This window comes from Marivita sp. (genome assembly GCF_020055635.1).
Classification (GTDB): domain Bacteria; phylum Pseudomonadota; class Alphaproteobacteria; order Rhodobacterales; family Rhodobacteraceae; genus Marivita.
Window position 1 is genome coordinate 33804 of sequence record NZ_JAIPUT010000003.1, and the last position, 21027, is coordinate 54830.

Annotated in this window: 22 protein-coding genes; 10 read left to right on the plus strand and 12 right to left on the minus strand. The window is 63.7% G+C overall.

Features of this window, described 5'->3' with window-relative positions:
- Positions 1–123 precede the first annotated feature (123 nt).
- The 3 genes from rmuC to LCF60_RS02460 form a co-directional block, all read right to left on the minus strand.
- A complete protein-coding gene (gene rmuC / locus LCF60_RS02450; protein WP_292289430.1) occupies positions 124–1290 on the minus strand; it encodes a DNA recombination protein RmuC in 1167 nt (388 codons plus the stop codon).
- Entirely contained in the window at positions 1287–3131 is a 1845-nt protein-coding gene (gene mutL, locus LCF60_RS02455) for a DNA mismatch repair endonuclease MutL (protein WP_292289431.1), read from the minus strand. Before mutL ends, rmuC begins: the two co-directional genes overlap by 4 nt.
- Before the next feature lie 104 nt (positions 3132–3235).
- The gene (locus LCF60_RS02460) at positions 3236–3400 is read right to left on the minus strand and encodes a hypothetical protein (protein ID WP_292289432.1); all 165 of its coding nucleotides are present in this window, start codon (positions 3398–3400) and stop codon (positions 3236–3238) included.
- 129 nt (positions 3401–3529) lie between these two features.
- Between LCF60_RS02460 and LCF60_RS02465 the strand changes: the two genes are divergently transcribed.
- The 4 genes from LCF60_RS02465 to LCF60_RS02480 are packed head-to-tail and all read left to right on the plus strand — an operon-like array spanning position 3530 to position 6697.
- Positions 3530–4456, plus strand: a complete 927-nt coding sequence (locus tag LCF60_RS02465) for an AEC family transporter (protein ID WP_292289433.1) — start codon at positions 3530–3532, stop codon at positions 4454–4456.
- 13 nt (positions 4457–4469) lie between these two features.
- Positions 4470–5300, plus strand: a complete 831-nt coding sequence (gene fghA / locus LCF60_RS02470) for an S-formylglutathione hydrolase (protein ID WP_292289434.1) — start codon at positions 4470–4472, stop codon at positions 5298–5300.
- Positions 5297–5758: a YaiI/YqxD family protein gene (locus tag LCF60_RS02475; RefSeq protein WP_292289435.1), complete on the plus strand. Its 462-nt coding sequence runs from the start codon at positions 5297–5299 to the stop codon at positions 5756–5758. The genes fghA and LCF60_RS02475 overlap by 4 nt, the downstream gene beginning before the upstream one ends.
- A 21-nt stretch (positions 5759–5779) precedes the next feature.
- The gene (locus tag LCF60_RS02480; RefSeq protein ID WP_292289436.1) at positions 5780–6697 is read left to right on the plus strand and encodes an ornithine cyclodeaminase; all 918 of its coding nucleotides are present in this window, start codon (positions 5780–5782) and stop codon (positions 6695–6697) included.
- A gap of 161 nt (positions 6698–6858) precedes the next feature.
- Here LCF60_RS02480 and LCF60_RS02485 read toward each other — a convergent pair whose 3' ends face one another.
- The 3 genes from LCF60_RS02485 to LCF60_RS02495 form a co-directional block, all read right to left on the minus strand.
- The gene (locus LCF60_RS02485; protein ID WP_292289437.1) at positions 6859–7725 is read right to left on the minus strand and encodes an NlpC/P60 family protein; all 867 of its coding nucleotides are present in this window, start codon (positions 7723–7725) and stop codon (positions 6859–6861) included.
- Complete coding sequence (locus LCF60_RS02490; RefSeq protein ID WP_292289438.1) at positions 7722–9107, minus strand: leucyl aminopeptidase family protein; 1386 nt, start codon at positions 9105–9107, stop codon at positions 7722–7724. The genes LCF60_RS02485 and LCF60_RS02490 overlap by 4 nt, the downstream gene beginning before the upstream one ends.
- Positions 9108–9168: 61 nt before the next feature.
- On the minus strand, positions 9169–9552 hold the full coding sequence (locus tag LCF60_RS02495) for a hypothetical protein (protein ID WP_292289439.1): 384 nt from the start codon (positions 9550–9552) through the stop codon (positions 9169–9171).
- Between the two features lie 146 nt (positions 9553–9698).
- On the opposite strand from LCF60_RS02495, the gene LCF60_RS02500 reads away from it, so the two are divergent.
- Positions 9699–10349, plus strand: a complete 651-nt coding sequence (locus tag LCF60_RS02500) for a carbonic anhydrase (protein WP_292289440.1) — start codon at positions 9699–9701, stop codon at positions 10347–10349.
- 246 nt (positions 10350–10595) lie between these two features.
- Here the strand turns inward: LCF60_RS02500 and LCF60_RS02505 are convergent, their stop codons facing one another.
- Positions 10596–10919 (minus strand): hypothetical protein, encoded by a 324-nt coding sequence (locus tag LCF60_RS02505; protein ID WP_292289441.1) that lies wholly within the window; start codon positions 10917–10919, stop codon positions 10596–10598.
- A 262-nt stretch (positions 10920–11181) separates the two neighbouring features.
- Here LCF60_RS02505 and arsB point away from each other — a divergent pair, with 262 nt between their 5' ends.
- Complete coding sequence (gene arsB / locus LCF60_RS02510; protein ID WP_292289442.1) at positions 11182–12189, plus strand: ACR3 family arsenite efflux transporter; 1008 nt, start codon at positions 11182–11184, stop codon at positions 12187–12189.
- Between the two features lie 278 nt (positions 12190–12467).
- Here the strand turns inward: arsB and LCF60_RS02515 are convergent, their stop codons facing one another.
- Positions 12468–13490 (minus strand): aspartate-semialdehyde dehydrogenase, encoded by a 1023-nt coding sequence (locus tag LCF60_RS02515; protein WP_292289443.1) that lies wholly within the window; start codon positions 13488–13490, stop codon positions 12468–12470.
- A 131-nt stretch (positions 13491–13621) separates the two neighbouring features.
- A complete protein-coding gene (locus tag LCF60_RS02520; RefSeq protein ID WP_292289444.1) occupies positions 13622–14464 on the minus strand; it encodes an LOG family protein in 843 nt (280 codons plus the stop codon).
- 282 nt (positions 14465–14746) lie between these two features.
- Between LCF60_RS02520 and dapD the strand changes: the two genes are divergently transcribed.
- Positions 14747–15574: a 2,3,4,5-tetrahydropyridine-2,6-dicarboxylate N-succinyltransferase gene (gene dapD, locus LCF60_RS02525; RefSeq protein ID WP_292289445.1), complete on the plus strand. Its 828-nt coding sequence runs from the start codon at positions 14747–14749 to the stop codon at positions 15572–15574.
- A gap of 27 nt (positions 15575–15601) precedes the next feature.
- Here dapD and LCF60_RS02530 read toward each other — a convergent pair whose 3' ends face one another.
- Positions 15602–15997 (minus strand): rhodanese-like domain-containing protein, encoded by a 396-nt coding sequence (locus LCF60_RS02530; RefSeq protein WP_292289446.1) that lies wholly within the window; start codon positions 15995–15997, stop codon positions 15602–15604.
- Positions 15998–16121: 124 nt separating this feature from the next.
- Here LCF60_RS02530 and LCF60_RS02535 point away from each other — a divergent pair, with 124 nt between their 5' ends.
- Positions 16122–16472: a hypothetical protein gene (locus LCF60_RS02535; RefSeq protein WP_292289447.1), complete on the plus strand. Its 351-nt coding sequence runs from the start codon at positions 16122–16124 to the stop codon at positions 16470–16472.
- On the opposite strand, the gene LCF60_RS02540 is transcribed toward LCF60_RS02535, so the two are convergent.
- Both LCF60_RS02540 and LCF60_RS02545 read right to left on the minus strand, forming a co-directional pair.
- A complete protein-coding gene (locus LCF60_RS02540) occupies positions 16469–17548 on the minus strand; it encodes a Hint domain-containing protein (protein WP_292289448.1) in 1080 nt (359 codons plus the stop codon). The genes LCF60_RS02535 and LCF60_RS02540 overlap by 4 nt on opposite strands.
- Positions 17545–19137: a Hint domain-containing protein gene (locus LCF60_RS02545; RefSeq protein WP_292289449.1), complete on the minus strand. Its 1593-nt coding sequence runs from the start codon at positions 19135–19137 to the stop codon at positions 17545–17547. Before LCF60_RS02545 ends, LCF60_RS02540 begins: the two co-directional genes overlap by 4 nt.
- A gap of 269 nt (positions 19138–19406) precedes the next feature.
- Here LCF60_RS02545 and dapE point away from each other — a divergent pair, with 269 nt between their 5' ends.
- Positions 19407–20555: a succinyl-diaminopimelate desuccinylase gene (gene dapE, locus LCF60_RS02550; RefSeq protein WP_292289450.1), complete on the plus strand. Its 1149-nt coding sequence runs from the start codon at positions 19407–19409 to the stop codon at positions 20553–20555.
- Positions 20552–20980, plus strand: a complete 429-nt coding sequence (locus LCF60_RS02555; protein WP_292289451.1) for a GNAT family N-acetyltransferase — start codon at positions 20552–20554, stop codon at positions 20978–20980. Before dapE ends, LCF60_RS02555 begins: the two co-directional genes overlap by 4 nt.
- Positions 20981–21027: the final 47 nt, after the last annotated feature.

Consider the following 21027-nt stretch of genomic DNA (forward strand, 5'->3'; position numbering starts at 1 on the left):
CCGTTGACGGAGACGGACGATGCGTCGACGCATCGTCGCCCGTTCCGAATGTTAACAAAAGGTTAAAGGGTCCGACGCGGACCCAATGTTTCGCGCGCGAAACATTGGGGTGCGTTTGCTGACCTATTCGCCGGGCGGCTTGGCCAGCCGCACCACCGGGGTCGGATCGACCTTGGCCAGTTCCTCGAAATCGAAATTGTCCAGCCGCCGCGCCCGCCGCCCTGCCTTGTCGGCGCTGATCTTGATATCCGCGATGTCCTTGGCCGCCTGCCCGAAATGCCGGTCGAGGTTTTCCACCCGGCTGCCCAGACGGTCCACATCGGCGTAAAGCAGACTCAGTTCCTTGCGGATGGCGCCCGCCTGTTCCTGCATCCGCGCATCCTTGAGGATCGCGCGCATCGTGTTCAGCGTGGCCATGCAGGTCGTCGGCGACACGATCCAGACCCGCGCCGAGAACCCGTCGCGCACCACTTCGGGAAAGTTCGCGTGCAGTTCGGCATAGACCGCCTCGGAGGGCAGGAACATCAGCGCCCCATCGGCGGTCTCGCCTTCGAGGATGTATTTCTCGGAAATGTCCCGAATGTGTTTTCGCAGCGAAAGCCGCAGCTGCTGCGCGGCACGGTTCAGCTGGTCCTGCGTGTCGGCGCGGCGCAGTTGTTCGTAGGCCTCCAGCGGAAACTTGCTGTCGATGGCGATCGGTCCCGGCGGGTTCGGCAGGTGAATGAGGCAATCCGCGCGCTTGCCGTTCGACAGGGTCGCTTGCAGCGTATAGCTGTCCTTGGGCAGCGCCTTGCCGACGATATCCGTCAACTGGATTTCCCCGAACGCGCCCCGCGTCTGCTTGTTCGACAGGATGTCCTGAAGCGACAGCACGTCGCCCGACAGCTTGGTGATGTTCTCCTGCGCCTTGTCGATGCTCTGCAGGCGTTGCTGCAAGTCACCAAGCGATTGCGCCGTGCGCCGGGCAGACCCGTGCAGGTTCTCGGACATCTGGCTTTGCACCTGCGCCAGCCGCCGTTCCATCAGTTGCAGCATCGCGGTCTGACTTTGCGCCTGTGCTTCGGAGACATGGGTCAGGCCACCGGACAACCGTTCCTGCCCGTCGCTGAGGCTTTGAACACGCTGTCCCACCTGCGCCAGTTGGTAGACCAGCGGTTCGCTGAGTTTCGCAGCGCGACGGGCGGACAGGAGCGACAGGATCAGCAGGACGAACACCAGCCCGCCCAAGGCCAAAGCCAGGAGGATGACCGGATCGCCCAGGTCGAGAACAAGATCGCCGATCCGGATCATGTGCGGCCGAACAGTCTTTCGATGTCGCTGAGTTTCAGTTCGACATAGGTGGGTCGGCCGTGGTTGCACTGGCCGGAATAGGGCGTCGCTTCCATTTCTCTTAACAAAGCGTTCATCTCTTCGGCGCGCATCTGTCGACCGGAGCGGATGGACCCGTGACAGGCAACACGGGAGAGGATCGCCTCGATCCGGTCCTGCACGGCGCGGGCTTCGCCCTGGTCGTCCAATTCGTCGAGGATATCGCGCAGGAGGGCGTCGGAATTGACCTCGCCCAGAATGGCGGGGGTTTCACGCACGACGACCGCGCCATGGCCGAACGGCTCCACGGTCAGGCCCATGCGGGTCAGGTCGTCCGCGATGTCGAGCAGACGCGCACTGTCGCTCTCGCTCATCTCGACCACGTCGGGGATCAGCAGCGCCTGTGCGGGCACGCCATTCTGCGCCATCTGGGTCTTGAGTTTCTCGTAGACCAGCCGTTCATGCGCCGCGTGCTGGTCGACGATGACCAATCCGTCCTCGGTCTGCGCGATTATGTAATTCTCGTGCACCTGCCCACGCGCCGCGCCAAGCGGAAGATGGGGGCGGGGGATCTCATCGGTCTCTTGCGAGCCCTCTTCGACCTCGACCACGCGGCCGGAATAGGAGGTCTGCATATCCGCGAAACCGGGGGACTGCATCGCGTAGGCCGTCTGTTTCGCAGCGAAACTCGGGCGGTCCATCTGGTAGACGCGGGGCGGACCCTGTGGCGCTTCGGGACGCATCGCGCCCAGAGTCGCCCCCGCCACAGTGGTCGATGCCCGATGCCCTGCCTCGGCCAGCGCATGACGTAGGGCCGACACGATCAATCCGCGCACCAGACCGGGTTCGCGGAACCGCACTTCGGATTTTGCGGGGTGCACGTTCACATCCACCTTGTGCGGATCGCAGTCGATGAAGAGCGCCACCGCCGGGTGCCGGTCGCGGCTGAGGAAGTCGGCATAGGCCCCCCGCAGCGCGCCGATCAGCAGCTTGTCACGCACCGGGCGACCGTTGACGAAGAGGAACTGCGCCACTGCGGCCCCGCGCGAATAGGTTGGCAGACCGGCAAGCCCAGTGAGGTGAATGCCTTCGCGTTCGGCATCTATGGTAACCGCGTTGTCTATGAATTCCCGGCCCATCACCTGCCCCAACCGACCGCGCAGCGCGTCGAACAGATCGCCGGTCACCGCATCGGCGCGAAAGGTCACGCGGCCTTCGCCGCCACCCGACACATCGCGCAGGGTAAAGCTGACCGAGGGTTCGGCCATGGCCAGACGCTTGAGCACATCCGAGATCGCCTGCATCTCGGCCCGATCCGAGCGCAGGAACTTGAGCCGTGCGGGTGTGGCGTAGAACAGGTTACGCAGCGTGACGACAGTGCCGCGCGACAGGGCCGCCGGTTTCACCGGGTCGGATTTGCCGCCCGTGACCGAAAGTTCGGCGGCCTCATGCCCCTCGGCCCGGCTGGTCAGGGTCAGGCGACCGACGGCGCCCAGCGACGCCAGCGCTTCGCCGCGAAACCCGAAGCTGTGGATGTTGAGAAGGTCGGACCCGTCGATCTTGGACGTGGCGTGGCGGGCCAGCGCCAAGGGCAGTTCCTCGGGCGGGATGCCGCAGCCGTCGTCGGTGACGCGGATCAGCGTCTTGCCACCGTCCGCGATAGCCACGTCGATGCGGGTCGCCCCGGCGTCGATGGCGTTTTCCACCAGTTCCTTGACGGCGGAGGATGGACGTTCGACGACTTCGCCCGCAGCGATGCGGTTGATCGCGCTTTCCTCAAGTTGTTGAATTGAGGCACGTATGTTGGGGGCGAGGGAATTCATGCCACGAGATGTAGCATGGGAATTGCGATTCTTCTACGGCAAGATCATGGGTTTCGAAGGCTCAGTCTGCCTTGGTCAAGTTTTCACGCGATATCGCGACCTGATCAAAAAAACAATTTCACGAGCGTGGCAGTCCCAGCCATCAAACCAGCCGCAGCAAGGGCGGGCGCCAAAAACGTATTCACATTGATTTGCTTGGTTTCAGCCAAGAGCTTTGCGATTTCGGCGCGCATCTTGTCGTCTGAAAGGGACTGTTCCTGATGAGTCATGGGTTTCCCAGAGCGTCCATACCCTACTGCAGAATATAAGTCTGTGCCGATCTTCGATCAAGTTCGGTAAAGAACGGGTTAAGCATCTACGGAATTGACCCTGCCCGCCTGCATGGTAACACGGCGGACATGCTGGCTATCTTCCTTCAGACCCTGCCTTTTTTCGCCTTGATCGCCGTCGGGTTCGGCGCGGGCAAGACCGGGTTCTTTACCGAGGAAGCGACCGCCTACCTCACCAAGTTCGTGTTCTACTTTGCCCTGTCGGCCATGCTGTTCCGGTTCTCGGCCAATCTTTCGATTGCCGAAATTTTCGATTGGCGGATCGCAGCGGGATACCTGTGGGGCACCGCCTTTGTCTATGGCATCGGCATGGCGGTGGGGTTCCTGCGGGGCATGAATACCGAAACCGCCGCCTTCGAGGGACAGGTCGCGGCCATCGGCAATACCGGATTTCTGGGTGTGCCGATGCTGGCACTGCTAATGGGGCAGGACGCGGTTGGGCCGATCATCCTTATCCTGACCATTGATCTGGTCGTCTTTTCGTCGCTGATCGTCATCCTGGTCGTCGGATCGCGCGAAGGGCGCATGTCGCTGCGAATCTTCAAGACGGTGGGCATAGGGCTGCTCAAGAACCCGATGATCGTGGCCATCGTGGCGGGCTTCATGGTGTCGTCGACGGGGGTGCCGATCCCCGAACCGGTGAACCAGTTCCTGTCGATCCTCGGAGCCGCGGCAACACCGGGAGCCTTGTTCGCCATCGGCGCATCGCTTGCCAGCAAATCGGCAGAGCGGTTGAACATCGCGGGGTGGTTGAGCTTCTGCAAGCTGGTGATTCACCCGGCAGCGGTGGCGCTCGGGGTCTACATCCTGTTTCCGGCGGACCCGTACAAGGCCGGTGTTGTGGTCGCCGCTGCGTCCTTGCCCGTTGCGGGCAACGTGTTCATTCTGGCCCAGCATTACAACGTGGCCCCGCAACGGGTGTCAGCGGCCATCCTGATCTCGACGGCGCTGAGCATTCTGACGGTGTCGTTCGTGATCAGCCAAGTCTTGATCTAGGAAAGGGAGCGCCATGGAAACGGTATCGGAAAACACATGCTTTGGGGGTGTGCAGGGCGTGTATTCCCACGCATCAGAGGCCTGCGGATGTGACATGACCTTCGGTCTGTACCTGCCGCCGCAAGCCAAGGACGGGCCGGTGCCGGTGCTGTGGTACCTGTCGGGGCTGACCTGCACCCATGAGAACGCCATGACCAAGGCGGCCGCGCAGGGGTTTGCCGCCGAGGCAGGCATGGCGGTGGTGTTTCCGGACACGTCGCCGCGCGGCGACGCGGTGGCGGATGACGCGGCCTACGATCTGGGCAAGGGCGCGGGGTTCTACGTGAACGCGACGCAAGACCCCTGGGCCCCGCATTTCCAGATGTGGGATTACGTGGCGACCGAGCTGCCTGCGCTTCTGGGCAAGGAATTCGCCATCGATCTGGACCGGCAGGCGATCACCGGGCACTCGATGGGCGGGCACGGCGCGTTGACGCTTGCGATGGCGCATCCGGGGCGCTTCGCGTCGGTGTCGGCCTTTGCGCCGATTGCCAACCCGAGCCAGAGCGATTGGGGCCGCAAGCAGTTGTCGGCCTATCTGGGCGACGATGAAGGCGCGTGGGCCAGGCATGACGCGACGGTGCAGATGGAAGCGGTGGGCTTTGACGGGCCGGTTCTGGTGGATCAGGGCGGATCGGACCAGTTCCTTGACCTGCTCAAGCCCGAAGCGCTGAGCCACGCGATGGCGGTGCGGCGTCAGGACGGGGTGTTCCGGATGCAGAAGGGCTACGATCATTCGTATTTCTTTGTTGCAACCTTCATCCCCGATCACATCGCGTTCCATGCGGACGCGCTGGGGTTGTGACCCGGCTGTTCGTCGATGCCGACGCCTGCCCGGTGAAGGGAGAGGCCGAACGCGTCGCGACCCGGCACAAGGCGCAGATGTACCTTGTGTCGAATGGCGGGTTGCGGATGTCCGAAAATCCGTATGTCGAGGTGGTTGTCGTGCCCGACGGGCCGGACGTGGCCGATATGTGGATCGCGGACCGTGCCGGGCCTGGCGACGTGGTGATCACCGGGGATATTCCGCTGGCCGCGCGCTGCGTCGAGAACGGCGCGCGGGTGCTCAAGCACAGTGGCGAGGCGCTTGATGCGCGCAATATCGGGCAGGTTCTGGCGACGCGCGACCTGATGACCGACCTGCGGGCGGCCGACCCGTTCCGACAAGGCGGCGGCAAGGCGTTCTCCAAGGCGGACCGGTCGCGGTTTCTGGAGGCGCTGGAGCGCGAGATGCGGGCCGCGGCGCGGGACGTTCCGCGCTAGAACTTCATGGGAGAGACAGCGATGACCACACCCGACATCATTCCCTTTGCAGAAGGCGAGGCCCAGCTTGACTGGATCGGCCTGACCGATGCCATCGCGGCGGGGCATGACCTGCCCAAGGCCGAGATTGCGGACAGTTTCCTGTATCGGGGTGGCGATACGTTGTTGAACCGGGCGGCATGGATCGACGGTCTGGGGCTTGCCGTGAAATCGGCGACGATCTTTCCCGGCAATGCCGCGGCCGGCAAACCGGCGGTGAATGGCGGAGTGTCGCTTTATTCCGATGCGGATGGCACGCTGGCGGCTATTGTCGATTTTCACCTTGTCACCAAGTGGAAGACCGCCGGCGACAGCCTTTTGGCGGCCCGGCGCTTGGCGCGGGCGGACAGCGCGGTGATCCTGATCGTGGGGGCCGGCACGGTGGCGCGGTCATTGATCCACGCCTATGGGGCGGCCTTTCCGGCGGCGCGCGTTCTGGTCTGGAACCGGACCGGAGCCAGGGCCCGAGAGCTGGCCCGCGACTTTGCGCATGTCACGGCGGTGGACGATCTGGCCAGGGCGGTTGGCGAGGCTGACATTGTCAGCTGCGCGACCATGTCGACAGAGCCGGTATTGCGGGGGGACTGGCTGCGACCCGGCACTCATGTAGACCTGATCGGCGCCTACCGGCCTGACATGCGCGAGGCGGATGATGCGGCGCTGACGCGGGCCCGGGTGTTCGTGGACTCGGTCGACACGACGGTGGGGCATATCGGCGAGATCAAGGATCCGATTGCGCGCGGGGTGATCTCGGGGGCGGATATCGTTGCGGAATACTATGACTTGGGCGCGTTCGAGCGGCAGTCGGAAGACGAGATCACGCTGTTCAAGAATGGCGGCGGGGCGCATCTCGACCTGATGGTCAGTCGCTACATCCTGGACCGCTGGCGGCAACGCTGACCGTCCGGGCGGACGATGCGTTGACGCATCGCCTGTTTGCGTTGACGCAAACACGTGCCCGGATTGCCAGCCACGGATTCCAAGACGGTCCTTGGGTCCGCCCATGGCAGCCCGCACTGGGTTTTGGTGCACATCGGCCTCGCGCAGCCCGGCAGAGTCTTTCAGGGCGTCGTCACGCGCGCGTGGCGCAGGACCGGGTCGCCCTGTGCCGCGATCCTTTCGATCGCGTCTTGCAGCGGTTCGTACGTGACGGCCATCGCATGTGCGTTGGCGTGCAGAAGCGTGTCGGAACCCGACACCCATCCGACATGACCTTTCCAGAACATGAGGTCTCCGCGCTGCGGCGGGGTGCCGGGATCCAGCGTTTCGCCAAGCTGCGCCATCTGCTGATCGCTGTCACCGGGACAGGCAATGCCGCAGGCGCGGCAGGCGATCTGTACCAGACCGGAGCAGTCGATGCCGAAGGCGGAATTTCCGCCCCACAGGTAAGGCGTGCCGAGCAGCCGGGCGGCCACGGCCACTGCGTCAGGCTCTTTCCGGTCGATCGGGACCAGGTGAAGGGAGGGCACGAAGCGGCGCCTGGGCTGAAGACCGTCCGTCCATTCGATCCGGGACCAGCCGTCCTGTTCGTCCAGCACGACCAGTTCGGAGCCCATCGAAAGCGGCGTTATGTCGCCCGGGGTTTTCAGGCCGCTGGCGGCCTTGGCGTAGGTTCTTGCATTGGCGACACGGTGGGTCGGAACCGCGTCGAAATGGGGGACGAGCATCGATGCTTCGATCCAGCCGGAATAGCCATCCGCCACGGTTTCACCAAACGCCCATCCGGTTTCGGACAGGGCGTGTACGGTGAATGCCTGCCCCCGAAGCAATTGGCGATCCCGACCGCCACCCGGCGCCGAGCAAAGGTCGGTCACGGGTTGAGTGGTGCGTCTCACCTCTGGTTCCGCCTGGCGCAGACCTTGGTCGCGGCACATCCGCGCGATCTCTTCCTTGCGCGCCTTTGACCAGAATTCCCGCCGGTCGGTCATAGGTCCATCATGTCCGGCAACGCCGAGAAGAACGCCCGTGCGCCCTGAAGCGCGCCGCCTTTTGGACGACCGGGGGCGGCGGTTGGTTGCCAGCCATAGATGTCGAAATGGATGTAGCGGTCCTGATCGGCGACAAAGCGGCGCAGGAAAAGCGCTGCGGTGATCGACCCCGCGAAGCCTCCCTTGGGCGCGTTGTCGAGATCGGCGATACCGGGTTCGATCATCGCCTCGTAGGGGTCGTGGAAGGGCAACCGCCAGACCGGATCGGCCATGCGTCGCGCCGACAGGTCAAGCGACGTCGCCACGCCATCGTCATCCGTGAAATACGGCGCGATGTCGGGGCCAAGCGCAACACGCGCCGCGCCGGTGAGAGTGGCCATCGACACGATCAGGTCGGGATCATCTTCGGAGGCGAGGGTCAGCGCGTCAGCCAGCACAAGGCGGCCTTCGGCATCGGTGTTGTTGATCTCGACCGTGAGACCCTTGCGCGAGGTCAGGATGTCCTGCGGACGAAAGCTGTTGGCGCTGACCGAATTTTCAACGGCCGGGATCAGGACGCGCAGCTGGACCGGCAGCTCCGAGGCCATGATCATATGCGCCAGGCCCAGCACGTTTGCCGCGCCGCCCATGTCCTTTTTCATCAGGCCCATCGAGCTTCCGGGCTTGAGGTTGAGCCCACCGGTGTCGAAACAGACCCCTTTGCCGACCAGCGTGATTTTGGGCCCGCGACTGCCCCACGACATGTCGATCAGCCGCGGCGCGCGATCCGAGGCGCGGCCGACGGTGTGGATCATCGGGAAATTGTCCTTCAGCAGCGCCTCGCCGGTTGTGACGATGATCCTGGCATCGTGCTGTTCCGCGAGGGCGCGCGCCGCGGATTCGAGCTCGTCCGGCCCCATGTCCAAAGCCGGGGTGTTGATCAGGTCGCGGGTCAGGAATTCGGCCTCGGCCATGATCGAGACACGGTCGGCGTCTACGCCATCCGGGGCCACGAGCCTTGGCCGTTCGGTCGCGTTTTCGTGGTAACGGTCGAAACTGTAGCAGGCCAGAAGCCAGCCCAGCGTTTCCTGTTCGAGTTGCGCGTCGTCGATCCCGCTTTCGATCCTGTACGTGCCGGGCGCAAGCTTGGGCAGCGCGGCCGCCAGCGCGAATCGGTCGCGTTTGCGGGTCGCGGCGGTGCCGTAGCCGACAAGCGCAGCCTCGGGGCGGCCAGACCCGTCGGGAATCATCAGGACCGCGCCGATCCCGCCCTTGAACCCGCTGCTGTCGACCCAGGTGCGCACCCGTTCGCTTTGCTGCTCGGTCCAAAGACCGACATCGTCGGTTCCCAGAATGTGGAGCGGCAAGGCTTCGGAGCCCGCAGGCGCGAGTGCAACGGTCATGGTTTTTCCCTTCTTCGACATGGGCGGAAGGTACGCCGATGACCGCGCGCTGCAAGCGGAATCAGATCGACAGATCGACACCGATTTCACCGCAGGCGATCGCCATTTCCCCGCATCGCAGCAACCGGGCAAGCGTGGCGGCGATGGCCACGGGATCTCCTCGATCGATGCAGATCATGACGTCGCGCCCTGTTCGGGCAAGGCCGGGAAGGCCCACCTGGTCGGCAATCGGGATCAGCGCATGCACGGATTTGCGCAGCGCGCGCTGGTTGCCGTCGGCGTAATCGTGGCGGATCTGCGAAAACCGCATAGCCATGTCTTCGAGCGCGCGGCACAGGATGTTTTCCGCCACGCCAGGCCCCAGATCACGGCTGAGCCCGTTCAGGATGTCTTCGTCGAAATACGCGGTTTCGCGCAGATGCAGAACCGAGATTTGCTCCACCATGGTATGTCCTTTCTCACCCCAACCCTGGAGCTTCTATCGCAGCCATGTCTTTCCAACCGGTAATCCCCGCGACTGTTTTTTCTCTCGAATTCCTTTTGAATTCGACGTATCCCGCTGTGAACGACGACCCAGAGGCGGAGGATTGCATGGACGCCGCGAAGCCGCTGCCCGCATATCTCATTCAAAGATACCAAGGCTGGAAGGCCACGACCTATTCGGACAACCGCGCGTGGTACAAGCGCCTGGCCAGCGAGGGACAGCGCCCGCGCGCGATGGTGATCTCGTGTTGCGACAGCCGGGTGCATGTCACCTCGATCTTCGGGGCAGATCAGGGCGAGTTCTTCATCCACCGCAACATCGCGAACCTGGTGCCTCCCTACGAGCCCGACGGCAATCAACACGGCACCTCGGCGGCGGTGGAATACGCCGTGACGGCGCTCAACGTGGCGCACCTGATCGTGCTCGGACACTCAAATTGCGGAGGCGTTCAGGGCTGCCTCGACATGTGTTCCGGCAAGGCGCCGCATCTGGAGGAACAATCGAGCTTTGTCGGGCGGTGGATGGATATCCTGAGACCCGGCTATGACCGGGTGAAAACCGCCAACAAACCCGAAGACCAGGTCCGCGCCCTTGAACGCGAAGCGGTGATCGTGTCGCTCGAGAACCTGATGACGTTTCCCTTCGTGGCCGAGGCGGTCAAGGAAGACCAGTTGACGCTGCACGGTCTATGGACCGATATCGGTGAAGGCGGGCTCGAGTATTTCGAGCCGAAATCGCGGGCGTTTCAGCCGGTGTGAGACGTGTTTCATCGAGGACGGAACAGCAATCCCGCTTATGGGATAAGATACAGCGTCAAAATTGCCGACAAGTATAACGGGTTCGGCAATTGCGATTGGTCAAGCGTGCGCAAGCGGCAGACGCGGACATCAGCGACGCAATGAGTCCGAGCGGAGGAGAATTCGTGTTCCGGGTGATCGATGTGGACGACGATCCGTTTGCGATTGCCTGATCGGCGTTCGGCACAATCGCACGGCCGTTCTTGCCTATCTTTGCAGTTCCGCCTGCGCGCCGGAGCAATCGCTGCGCAGTTTGGGACGGCCGAGTCGGGCGGCCAGACGCGAGAGCGGTGAACCGATCATCGCGCCTGTGCAAACCGGTTTGTCCGTCTCGTCCACCAGCACCAGATGTCCCGCCCGGAACGTGATGCGGTAGCCCCTGGAGGCCAGGCGGTCGCAGAGGTCCCCCCAGCTTGTGGCGTGTTCGAAATGCGGAAGGAGGGCGGTGCGCAGCAGCATTGCGGTTTCGCTGTCCAGCGGGTGGGGCATGCTGGCTGTCGGCGGATCGAACGGGACAGAGTGTACTGCCATCGGAGGCACCTTTAACATTACTTGCACGTTTTCGACCGTGAGAGCGAATTGCGGCAGGAATGGGGCACCGCCAAGACCGGGCCTCGGGTGTGAAGATCACGCAACAGTCCGACGCGTTTCGTGACGCGGCGCAGGCGGTGGATGTCGAAGCGAAGTTGACCGGCACGGCCCGCGCCGTTGCCATGACCGGTTGCGACTTGCATCCCCTGATCCAAGGCGTCACATCTTCAAATCGAGTGACCATTGCCTGCAAGGACCCGACATGAACACGTTCGAGCGGTATCTGTCCGTCTGGGTTGCCCTGGCAATGATCGCGGGAATCGCCATCGGCAGCACGGCTCCGGCCCTCGTCAATGCCATAGCGGCGGCGGAAGTGGCCCGCGTCAACCTCGTGGTGGCGGTTCTTGTCTGGGCCATGGTCTATCCGATGATGGTCGGTGTCGATCCGGGCAGCCTCAAGAACGTCGTGAAACAGCCAAAGGGGCTGGCGATCACGCTCGTGGTGAATTGGCTCATCAAGCCTTTCACCATGGCTGCGCTGGGAGTCCTGTTCTTCGAGGTGGTCTTTGCCGACCTGATCGCTCCGGAGGATGCACAGCAATACATCGCCGGCCTGATCCTGCTCGGGGCCGCGCCCTGCACCGCGATGGTGTTCGTCTGGTCGCAACTGACGCGCGGGGATGAAAGCTATACGCTTTTGCAGGTGTCGGTGAATGACGTCGTGATGGTGTTCGCCTTCGCTCCCATCGTGGCGTTTCTGCTTGGGGTCACGGATATCGTGGTGCCGTGGGAAACGCTGGTCCTGTCGGTGGCCCTGTTCGTCGCCCTGCCGCTGGCAGCCGGCATCTGGACCCGCACTCGCCTGGGCAGCGCAGACCGGATCGAAGCGTTTCGCGACCGGATCAAACCCTGGTCGGTGGTCGGGCTTATCGTCACGGTCATGATCCTTTTCGGACTCCAGGGGCAGGTCATCCTTGACCGGCCGCAGGTGATCGTCCTGATCGCGGTGCCAATCCTGATCCAGTCCTACGGCATCTTCGCGCTGGCCTATGCTGCTGCCTTCGCGCTGCGTGTGCCCCACCGGATCGCCGCGCCTTGCGCGCTGATCGGGACGTCGAACTTCTTTGAACTCGCGGTTGCGGTTGCGATCAGCCTCTTCGGGCTGAATTCAGGGGCGGCCTTGGCCACGGTGGTCGGCGTTCTGGTCGAGGTGCCGGTGATGCTCTCGCTTGTCGCCTTTGCGAACCGCACCAGGGCGCGCTTTGCCTGATTGTCGGGGATCGGTGTGAAACCGGACACCGAAACACCGCCGATGCGCCTGACCTCTTGTCTGAAACGCCGGGATTGCCCCGAGATGACGGCGCGTATCAGCGGTCCAATATCGAAGGTGCCCGACGAAGGGTGCGATCGTTGGGCGACACTCTGAAAAGCGCTGGCCTTCCGCCTTGTTGCGCGCCTGCGCTTGTCCGGTGCATGTCGCTTGCGCCTGGGAGAAACAGAAAAGGCGCCGCATGTCTGCGACGCCTGTTGCCTGTTTCGGACGTGATATCAGCCCTTTTTGAGAACTTCCCGGCCCAGCACTTCGGCGATCTGCACCGCGTTGAGCGCCGCGCCCTTGCGCAGGTTGTCCGAGACGCACCAGAGGTTGATGCCGTTGTCGATGGTCGAATCCTGGCGGATGCGGCTGATGAAGGTGGCGAAATCGCCGACGCATTCCTTGGGTGTGACGTAGCCACCATCCTCGCGCTTGTCGATCACCATGATACCCGGCGATTCCCGCAGGATGTCGCGGGCTTCGTCTTCGTCGAGATGATCCTCGAATTCGATGTTGATCGCCTCGGAATGGCCCACGAACACCGGCACGCGCACACAGGTGGCGGTGACCTTGATGGACGGGTCAATGATCTTTTTCGTCTCGGCGACCATCTTCCACTCTTCCTTGGTCGACCCGTCCTCGAGGAACACGTCGATATGCGGGATGACGTTGAAGGCGATGTCCTTGGGATAGACCTTGCGTTCGTAGTTGTCGGTCGGGTTGTAGACCGCCTTGGTCTGGTCCCACAATTCGTCGATCGCCTCCTTGCCCGATCCGGACACCGACTGGTAGGTGCTGACCACAACCCGCTTGATGCGCGCGCGGTCATGCAGAGGCTTGAGCGCCACAACCATCTGCGCGGTCGAGCAGTTGGGGTTGGCGATGATGTTCTTCTTGGAATAGCCGTGGATCGCGTCGGCATTGCATTCCGGCACGATCAGCGGCACGTCGGGATCGTAGCGATAGAGCGACGAATTGTCGATCACCACGCAGCCCGCCTTGGCCGAGATCGGCGCGTATTTCTTGGTGGCGTCCGACCCGATGGCAAAGAGCGCGAAATCCCAGCCGGTGAAATCGAACGTGTCGAGATCCTGCGTCTTCAGCGTCTTGTCGCCAAAGCTGACCTCCGTGCCCAGTGACCGGCGCGATGCAAGCACCGCGATCTCGTCCACGGGGAACTGGCGCTCGGCCAGGATGTTCAGCATTTCGCGGCCCACGTTTCCGGTGGCGCCTGCAACGACGACTCTGTAGCCCATGTGGCTCTCCTTTCGCTTGTCTGCCCCGATGTCGTGTCAGGGGCAGGACTGGCGCGGCTCATACCGCATGCGCTGCGCGGGCGAAAGGGCTTCCCGCGCGTGACGGCGCTGTGGCCTTGGCGAAACCGGCCTCAGCGGCCCGGAATGTCGGTCCGGGGCGGGGCCGGATCCCAGTTGTCGATGATATGGGCCGCTTCCTGCGCGGTTTCGACAAAGCGGAATAGATCGAGGTCCTGCGGGCTGATCGTGCCGGCCTCTTCGAGGGCGTCCCAGTTGATGATGCTGTCCCAGAAGGATTTGCCGAACAGCAGGAACGGCACGCGGTCCATGCGCCCGGTCTGGATCAGGGTCAGCGATTCGAACATTTCGTCCAGCGTGCCGAAGCCGCCGGGAAAGACGCAGATGGCGCGGGCGCGCATCAGGAAATGCATCTTGCGGATGGCGAAATAGTGGAAGTTGAAACACAGCTCGGGCGTGACGAATTCGTTCGGCGCCTGTTCGTGCGGCAAGACGATGTTGAGGCCGATGGATTTGCCCCCCTCGTCCGACGCACCGCGGTTGCCCGCCTCCATGACACCCGGACCGCCGCCGGTGGCCACGACGAATTCGCGGGAGCCCGACTGGATCGACTTTCGCGTCATCAGGCGCGCAAATTCGCGGGCCTCGTCGTAGAAATGCGCCAGCTTGCGCAATGTCTCGGTCCGTGCCTTGTCGGCGTCGGCCGGGCGCGGAATGCGCGCGCCGCCGAACAGGACGATGGTGCTTTCGATCTGGTGCTCGTCCAGCATCAACTGCGGCTTGAGCAGTTCGAGCTGAAGGCGCACCGGCCGCAATTCCTCGCGGAACATGAACTCGTCGTCGGCAAAGGCCAGGCGGTAGGAGGACGACCGCGTCTGCGGCGTGTCCGGCACATGGCTGGCCGTGCTCCGGTCCAGACTGGCATCGCGGAACGGGCTGTTGCGGTGATCGTTCATGCGGATCGGTTCCTTTTTCACGTCACTCCAGACCTACAGCGTTGCGCCCTGAGTGACCAGAGAGACGGGTGGTCACCGGGCTGGAGAACCCTCCGCAATCGGCCGCCGAGCCTCGTGCGCCGGTTCAAGTCGCCGTTCCCCGGCCCAGTTCCCGGCCACGTTCCCCGGCCATGCCCACGCGTCACTTTTTGGCCGCAGCCGCCGCGCGCGCGGATTGCGCCCCTGCGCAGGGCAGCTTATAGCCATGTCGGATTTCCGGGATCACGACGCAAGGAGCGCCCCATGTCGAATGCACAGCTTGAAGCCGCCATCGAAGCCGCGTGGGATGCACGTGATACGATCACACCGTCGACGGGCGGTGAAACCCGCGAGGCAATCGAGGATACGCTGAACGCGCTCGACAGCGGCAAGCTGCGTGTGGCCGAGCGTCAGGAAAACGGTGACTGGCGTGTGAACCAGTGGGCCAAGAAGGCGGTGCTTCTGGGCTTTCGCATCAAGGACATGGAGCAGCACGACAACGGCCCACAGGGCGGCGGCTGGTGGGACAAGGTCGACAGCAAGTTCAAGGGCTGGGGCGACAACCAGTGGCGCGCGGCGGGCTTTCGCGCGGTGCCGAACTGCGTCGTGCGGAAATCGGCCTTCATCGCTCCGGGCGTGGTGCTGATGCCGTCTTTCGTGAACCTTGGCGCCTATGTCGATGAAGGTTCGATGGTCGATACCTGGGCGACCGTGGGGTCCTGCGCGCAGATTGGCAAGAACGTGCACCTGTCGGGCGGCGTCGGCATCGGCGGCGTGCTGGAACCGATGCAGGCAGGGCCGACCATCATCGAGGACAATTGCTTCATCGGGGCCCGCTCGGAAGTGGTCGAGGGCTGCATCGTGCGCGAAGGCTCGGTTCTGGGCATGGGCGTGTTCATCGGCCAGTCGACCAAGATCGTAGACCGCGAGACCGGCGAAGTGATGTACGGCGAAGTGCCGCCCTATTCGGTTGTGGTGGCCGGGTCGATGCCGTCGAAGAACGGTATCAACCTGTATTGCGCGGTGATCGTGAAGCGGGTCGACGAGCGGACCCGCTCCAAGACCGGCATCAACGAATTGCTGCGCGACTGATCCAGGCGGTGCGTGCGAGCACGCACCCTACGCCTTTTTCGCGGGCTTCTCACCAATTGGGCCGCCCGCGTTTTTCCAGCCTCCGAACCCGTCGGTGATGTGGCTGACATTCTCCAGCCCCATGTCTTGCGCCACCTGCGCCGACAGCGCCGACCGCCAGCCCGACGCGCAGTAGAACACGAAGCGGTTGCCGGACTGGAACTGGGGCTTGGCATAGGGGCTTTGCGGGTCGATCCAGAATTCCAGCATGCCGCGCGGGCAGTGGAACGCGCCCGGGATCATGCCCTCGCGCTCCAGTTCCCTCGGATCGCGCAGATCGACGAATGTCACCCCGTCCTGCCCGTGCAACGCCATCACCTCGGATGCCGGGGCGTGGTCGACCGCCGCGTTGGCCGCAGCCACCATGTCCTTGACGGATTTCATATCGTTCTTCCCGGTTCTGTGCTGTGCTGTGCGCAGTATGCGCAGCAGGGCGGAGGCAACAACCCTCGACGCGCGGCGGGTTTCGTGGCAGATGCAGCCCGCAACAGCACGGACAGGCAACCCCATGAGCGACAGCCCCAAAAAGCCCCGGAAACCACATTCGGTCTATACGCTTGTGGTCGAGGTGGGCCGGAAGACCGGCGATGGCCTGCCCAAGGGCGCCACCGGGGCCGGGCTCATGTGTTATGCGTCCGGCGTGGACGAGGCCGAAGCGGTGCGCGAAACCGTGGCGATCCTGAAACAGGCGGACATGGCGCCGTTGGACGTGACCGGCTATGGCACGCTGGAAGAGCGCAGGGACCAGGGCCACGAGATCGAACCCGACGAGATCGAACTGATGCAGAAGGCACTGGACGAAAACGCGGTGATCGTCGCGCAGGTCACGCCCTATTTCGGGGATGCCGACAAAGGCTAGGCCGCGCGGGCCTCGGCCAGCGTGATCGCCTCGAAGGACCGCAGCACCTGGTAGCCGGCACGGTGATGTTCGGGCAGCATCGCGCGCGGCATGTCGTTGAGCACCGATGCCGCGAGCAGCGTCCTGTCGCGCCGCATGCGGCCGATATAGAAACTTTCCAGCGCCGCGTCGGGGATACGCACCGCGTCGTGATGCGGCAACAACAGCTGATGGTAGGTGACAAAGCGCGGCGCCGGTTCGAAATGCCCGGCATAGCCATTGACCAGCGTGGAGGCCGGGATCAGAACGTCCTCGCGTCCGAACAGGTATTCGACCTCGGCACCGCTGACCAGAAGGCGCTGGTGGCGCGACACGATCACGTCCTGCGTCAGCCCGAAATAGGGCGCGCGCAGACGGACGGGACGGAATGACCCGAGACTGGGCACCTCGCGCTTTATGGCATGGAGGACCGGAACAAGCCGCCCGTTGGCAGAGCGCACGACGTCGCCCTGCTTCAGCGTCGTGGCAAGGCGCAGCCCCTGCGCGGTCTCGACCGGCACCGAGGGCGACAGCGTGGGCATCGGTCCCACCGGCTCGATTTCCGTCGATAGAGCGACGAAGATCACGTCGGGGTCGATCTCGGTCAGGCCCTGCGGCCGCGCCAGCGCCACCAGATCACCGAGAAGCGGCGTATGGGTCATGGTGAAATGGCGGATCAGCACGTGTTCTGTTTCCGGCCGCGCGACCACCAGACGGCCGATGCGTTTGCCGACATCCCAGCTGATCGTGACCTGAAGCGTGTCGGTGCGCGCCTCGCGGCCGCGCTCGATCACTTCGTGGACCACGTTGTCACCCTGCGCGAGGACCAGCACCACGCTGCCATGCGGTGTCGACATCAGCGAAAAGCTGGCCCCGGTTTCGCCGCTGCGCTTGTACGCGATCAGGGTCTGCGGCCGAGCATCCGGCGACAGCTGGGTCTCCAGGACGATCGACCCGCGCGGCACGCAGGCGCGGGGCCGGTGTTGCAGGATGTCCTCGACATCGTCGCGCAGCCAGGGTGTCCGCGTCTGACGATCCAGCAGCGCGAACCAGCTCATGCAGCCGCCCCGAGCAACATGCGGGCTTCGTGCTTTTTCAGGATCTGCCGCGCCGCGCTGCCATAGCCTTCGCCGGTCTGCAGGTCGAGATCGGGGAACAATCCGGCGATTTCCTCGACGATCTCGTCTTCGAAGGCGTCGACGGTCTGCGGGCCCGGCAGGAAGCTTTCGGTCGCCAGCCCGTTCGCCATGACGATTTCGTGCTGATCGAACAGCAGGTGCACATAGGTCACGCTGCCGCCTTCGACGGTCTGGACGCTGCGTCCGTTGACCAGATGCTTGGCGGCGATGAGAACCTCGGGCGTGCCGAACACCAGGTCGGCAAGCGGATCGCAGACTAGGATGCGGTGCTGCGGCGACAGCATCAGGTTGGCATGATCGCCAAAGGTTCCGGCCGCGACGCGCACCGGCGCGAAGGCTCCGATGGCGGCGACGGTCCGCTGGCCGATCCAGCGCAAGGGCTGAAGGCCGTGGTCCAGCGTCCAGACCAGATCGCCGGAGCGCAGGTCTTCGACGCGAGACTGCCCGGTGTCGGTCCGGATCATGGTGCCCGCGACAAAGCAGGGCACCGTGGCGACGGTGACGAACCCGGTGTCGATCTCGCCACTGGCGCTTTCGACGTCATAGGTGAAGTTGACCGTCTCGAAGTCCGAATCCGACGTGACGGACAAGGTGCCATCGGCGTTGAGCGTCACCACCTGTCCGGTATTCAGGGTCACGCTGTCGCCGACGCCGACGGCGATGCCGTTGATATGGGTGATGGTCAGCGCGGTGCCGGTGTTGTTGATGTCGTTGTCCAGAACATCGATCGTCTTGGTCCGGTCGGTATACATGCTGACCGTATCGGTCATGGCCACCAGATCGGTCTGGATCGAATCCCCGGCGATGAGCAGGTTGGAATCGTAGCTGTTGTCGACGACGTCCGCGATCCCGATGCGGATCGAATTCACCTCTCCGGGGACAACCTGCATGGTCAGGGTCAGGGTGACCGTCAGACCGTCCATCTCGGTGTTGTAATTGTCGCCCGCGTTGTCGAGAAACAGGTTCGAATTGTCCTCGTCGTTCAGGTTGGCGGGATCGACGTCGCCGTTGCCCGGGACGATATCGACCTGAACCCCGTTTACCCAGACGCCGACGAAATCCTGGTACACGGAGTTGGTGAACTCGGGGTACTCCTCGGATGAGAACACGAAGCGCATCGTCATCGTGTCGGCATCCGGGATGAAATCGACATCGAGAAAGGACGCGTCGAATGTGCTGGTTCCGGCTGCGGCGTTGAAATCCGAGACGTTGTTCGGACCGCTTGAATTGGTGCTGGTGGATTGGCTGGTGTTGGGGTCGTCGCCGCCCGACCACCACGGCCCCGGGGAACGCGTGAAATCGGTGGCGCGCCCGGTCGACAGGATGACGCCGGTATCCCCCGGTGTCGCGCCCGGCGCCAGCGCATCCCCGTTGCTGTAGATCGCCGAAGACCTGTTGTCGCCGGTATAGCTTGCGCTGACGACGGTCACGCCGTTGCCAAAGATCGCGTTGGCCATTGCCGTGGCATTGGCCCCTGTGTTGTATGTCAGCTCCGCTGCGCTCGCCATGTCCTGCCTCGATCGGCGCAAGGCACATACCGGAAGCGAGAAACGCGCGACCGATGTGTTCACCGTATCGCGCCGCCGACCGGTCGCTGCTCTGCCTCAAGCCATTTATTTTTGTTAATAAGAGGTTAACATGGCTGGAAGTCCACTGTCATCCTTGGCGTGGCAGCGGCTGCGCATGGCCCTCACCCAATTGCGTCCTTTTCGCCACATTTGCCTCTGGCTTCACTTGGCGGTAGCCAAGGCGAAACGCCGATAAAGAGACCCTGCCCATGCCAAAGACCGATCCTGTCGATCTCACCGCCGCGCTGGTGCGCTGCCCCTCTGTCACGCCCGAGGAAGGTGGCGCGCTGGCGCTGCTGCAAGACCTGCTGGAAACCGCGGGGTTTACCTGCACCCGCGTCGATCGGGGCGGCGTGTCGAACCTCTTTGCCCGCTGGGGCGACAAGGACCACGCGCGGACCTTCGGCTTCAACGGACACACCGACGTGGTCCCGCTGGGCAATCCGGACGATTGGTCGATGCCGCCCTTCGGCGCCGAGATCAGCGACGGCATGATGTACGGGCGCGGCTCGACCGACATGAAATCCGGCGTTGCCGCTTTTGCTGCCGCGGCGGTGGATTTCGTGCGCGACACGCCTCCCGAAGGCGCGGTGATCCTGACCATCACCGGCGACGAGGAAGGTGATGCGATCGACGGCACGATGGCGCTTCTGGACTGGATGGAAACCCACGGCGAAAAGATGGATGTCTGTCTGGTCGGCGAACCCACCTGCCCCGACCACATGGGCGAGATGATCAAGATCGGGCGGCGCGGGTCGATGAACGCCTGGTTCACCGTGACCGGCCAGCAGGGCCATTCCGCCTATCCGCACCGGGCGCTGAACCCGATGCCGGCGATGGCGCGGCTGATGGACCGGCTGGCCTCGCACGAGCTGGATCAGGGCACCGACCATTTCGACGCCTCGACGCTGGCGGTGGTGACCATCGACACCGGAAATGCGGCAACCAACGTGATCCCCGCCGAAACGCGCGCCTGCATCAACATCCGGTTCAACGACATCCACACCGGCGAAGGCCTGTCCTACTGGCTGCGCGACGAGGCGGCCAAGGTGGATGTCGAATTCGGCACCCGGACGGACGTGAAGATCAAGATCTCGGGCGAGGCGTTCCTGACCCCGCCGGGGCGGCTGTCGGATCTGGTCGCCAAGGCGGTGGAGGCGGAAACCGGCGTGACACCGGCCCTGTCGACCAGTGGCGGCACGTCGGACGCGCGCTTCGTCAAGAACCATTGCCCGGTGGTGGAATTCGGCCTTGTCGGCCAGACCATGCACGCGGTCGACGAACGGGTTTCGGTCGATCAGATCCACCAGCTCAAGGCGATCTACACCCGCATCCTCAAGGACTATTTCGCGCAATGACGGTCACGATTTCGCGGGTCGCGGACCCGACCGACTGCCTTGCCCTGCGCTATACCGTGTTTGTCGAGGAACAGAACGTGCCTGTTGAGCTCGAACGCGACGCCCTTGACGCCGATGCGATCCACCTGCTTGCCACGGTGGCGGGGACACCCGTCGGCGCGGCGCGGATCGTCCCGATGGGCGAGACCGGCAAGATCGGTCGGGTCTGCGTCTTGAAACAGGCGCGCGGCACCGGTCTCGGGGCGGCGCTGATCCGCGAGGCACTGACCATCCTGCGGGACATGCCGGGCATCACTCGCGCCGCCCTTGGCGCGCAGATCGACGCGTTGGGGTTCTATGAAAAGCTTGGCTTCACGGCCTATGGCGATGTGTTCGACGATGCCGGGATCGACCACCGGATGATGGAGCGGCACGTCCCCCGGTGATGCGACTTTCGCCATGACGCGCCGCCATGCGCGTGCTACCTGAGTCG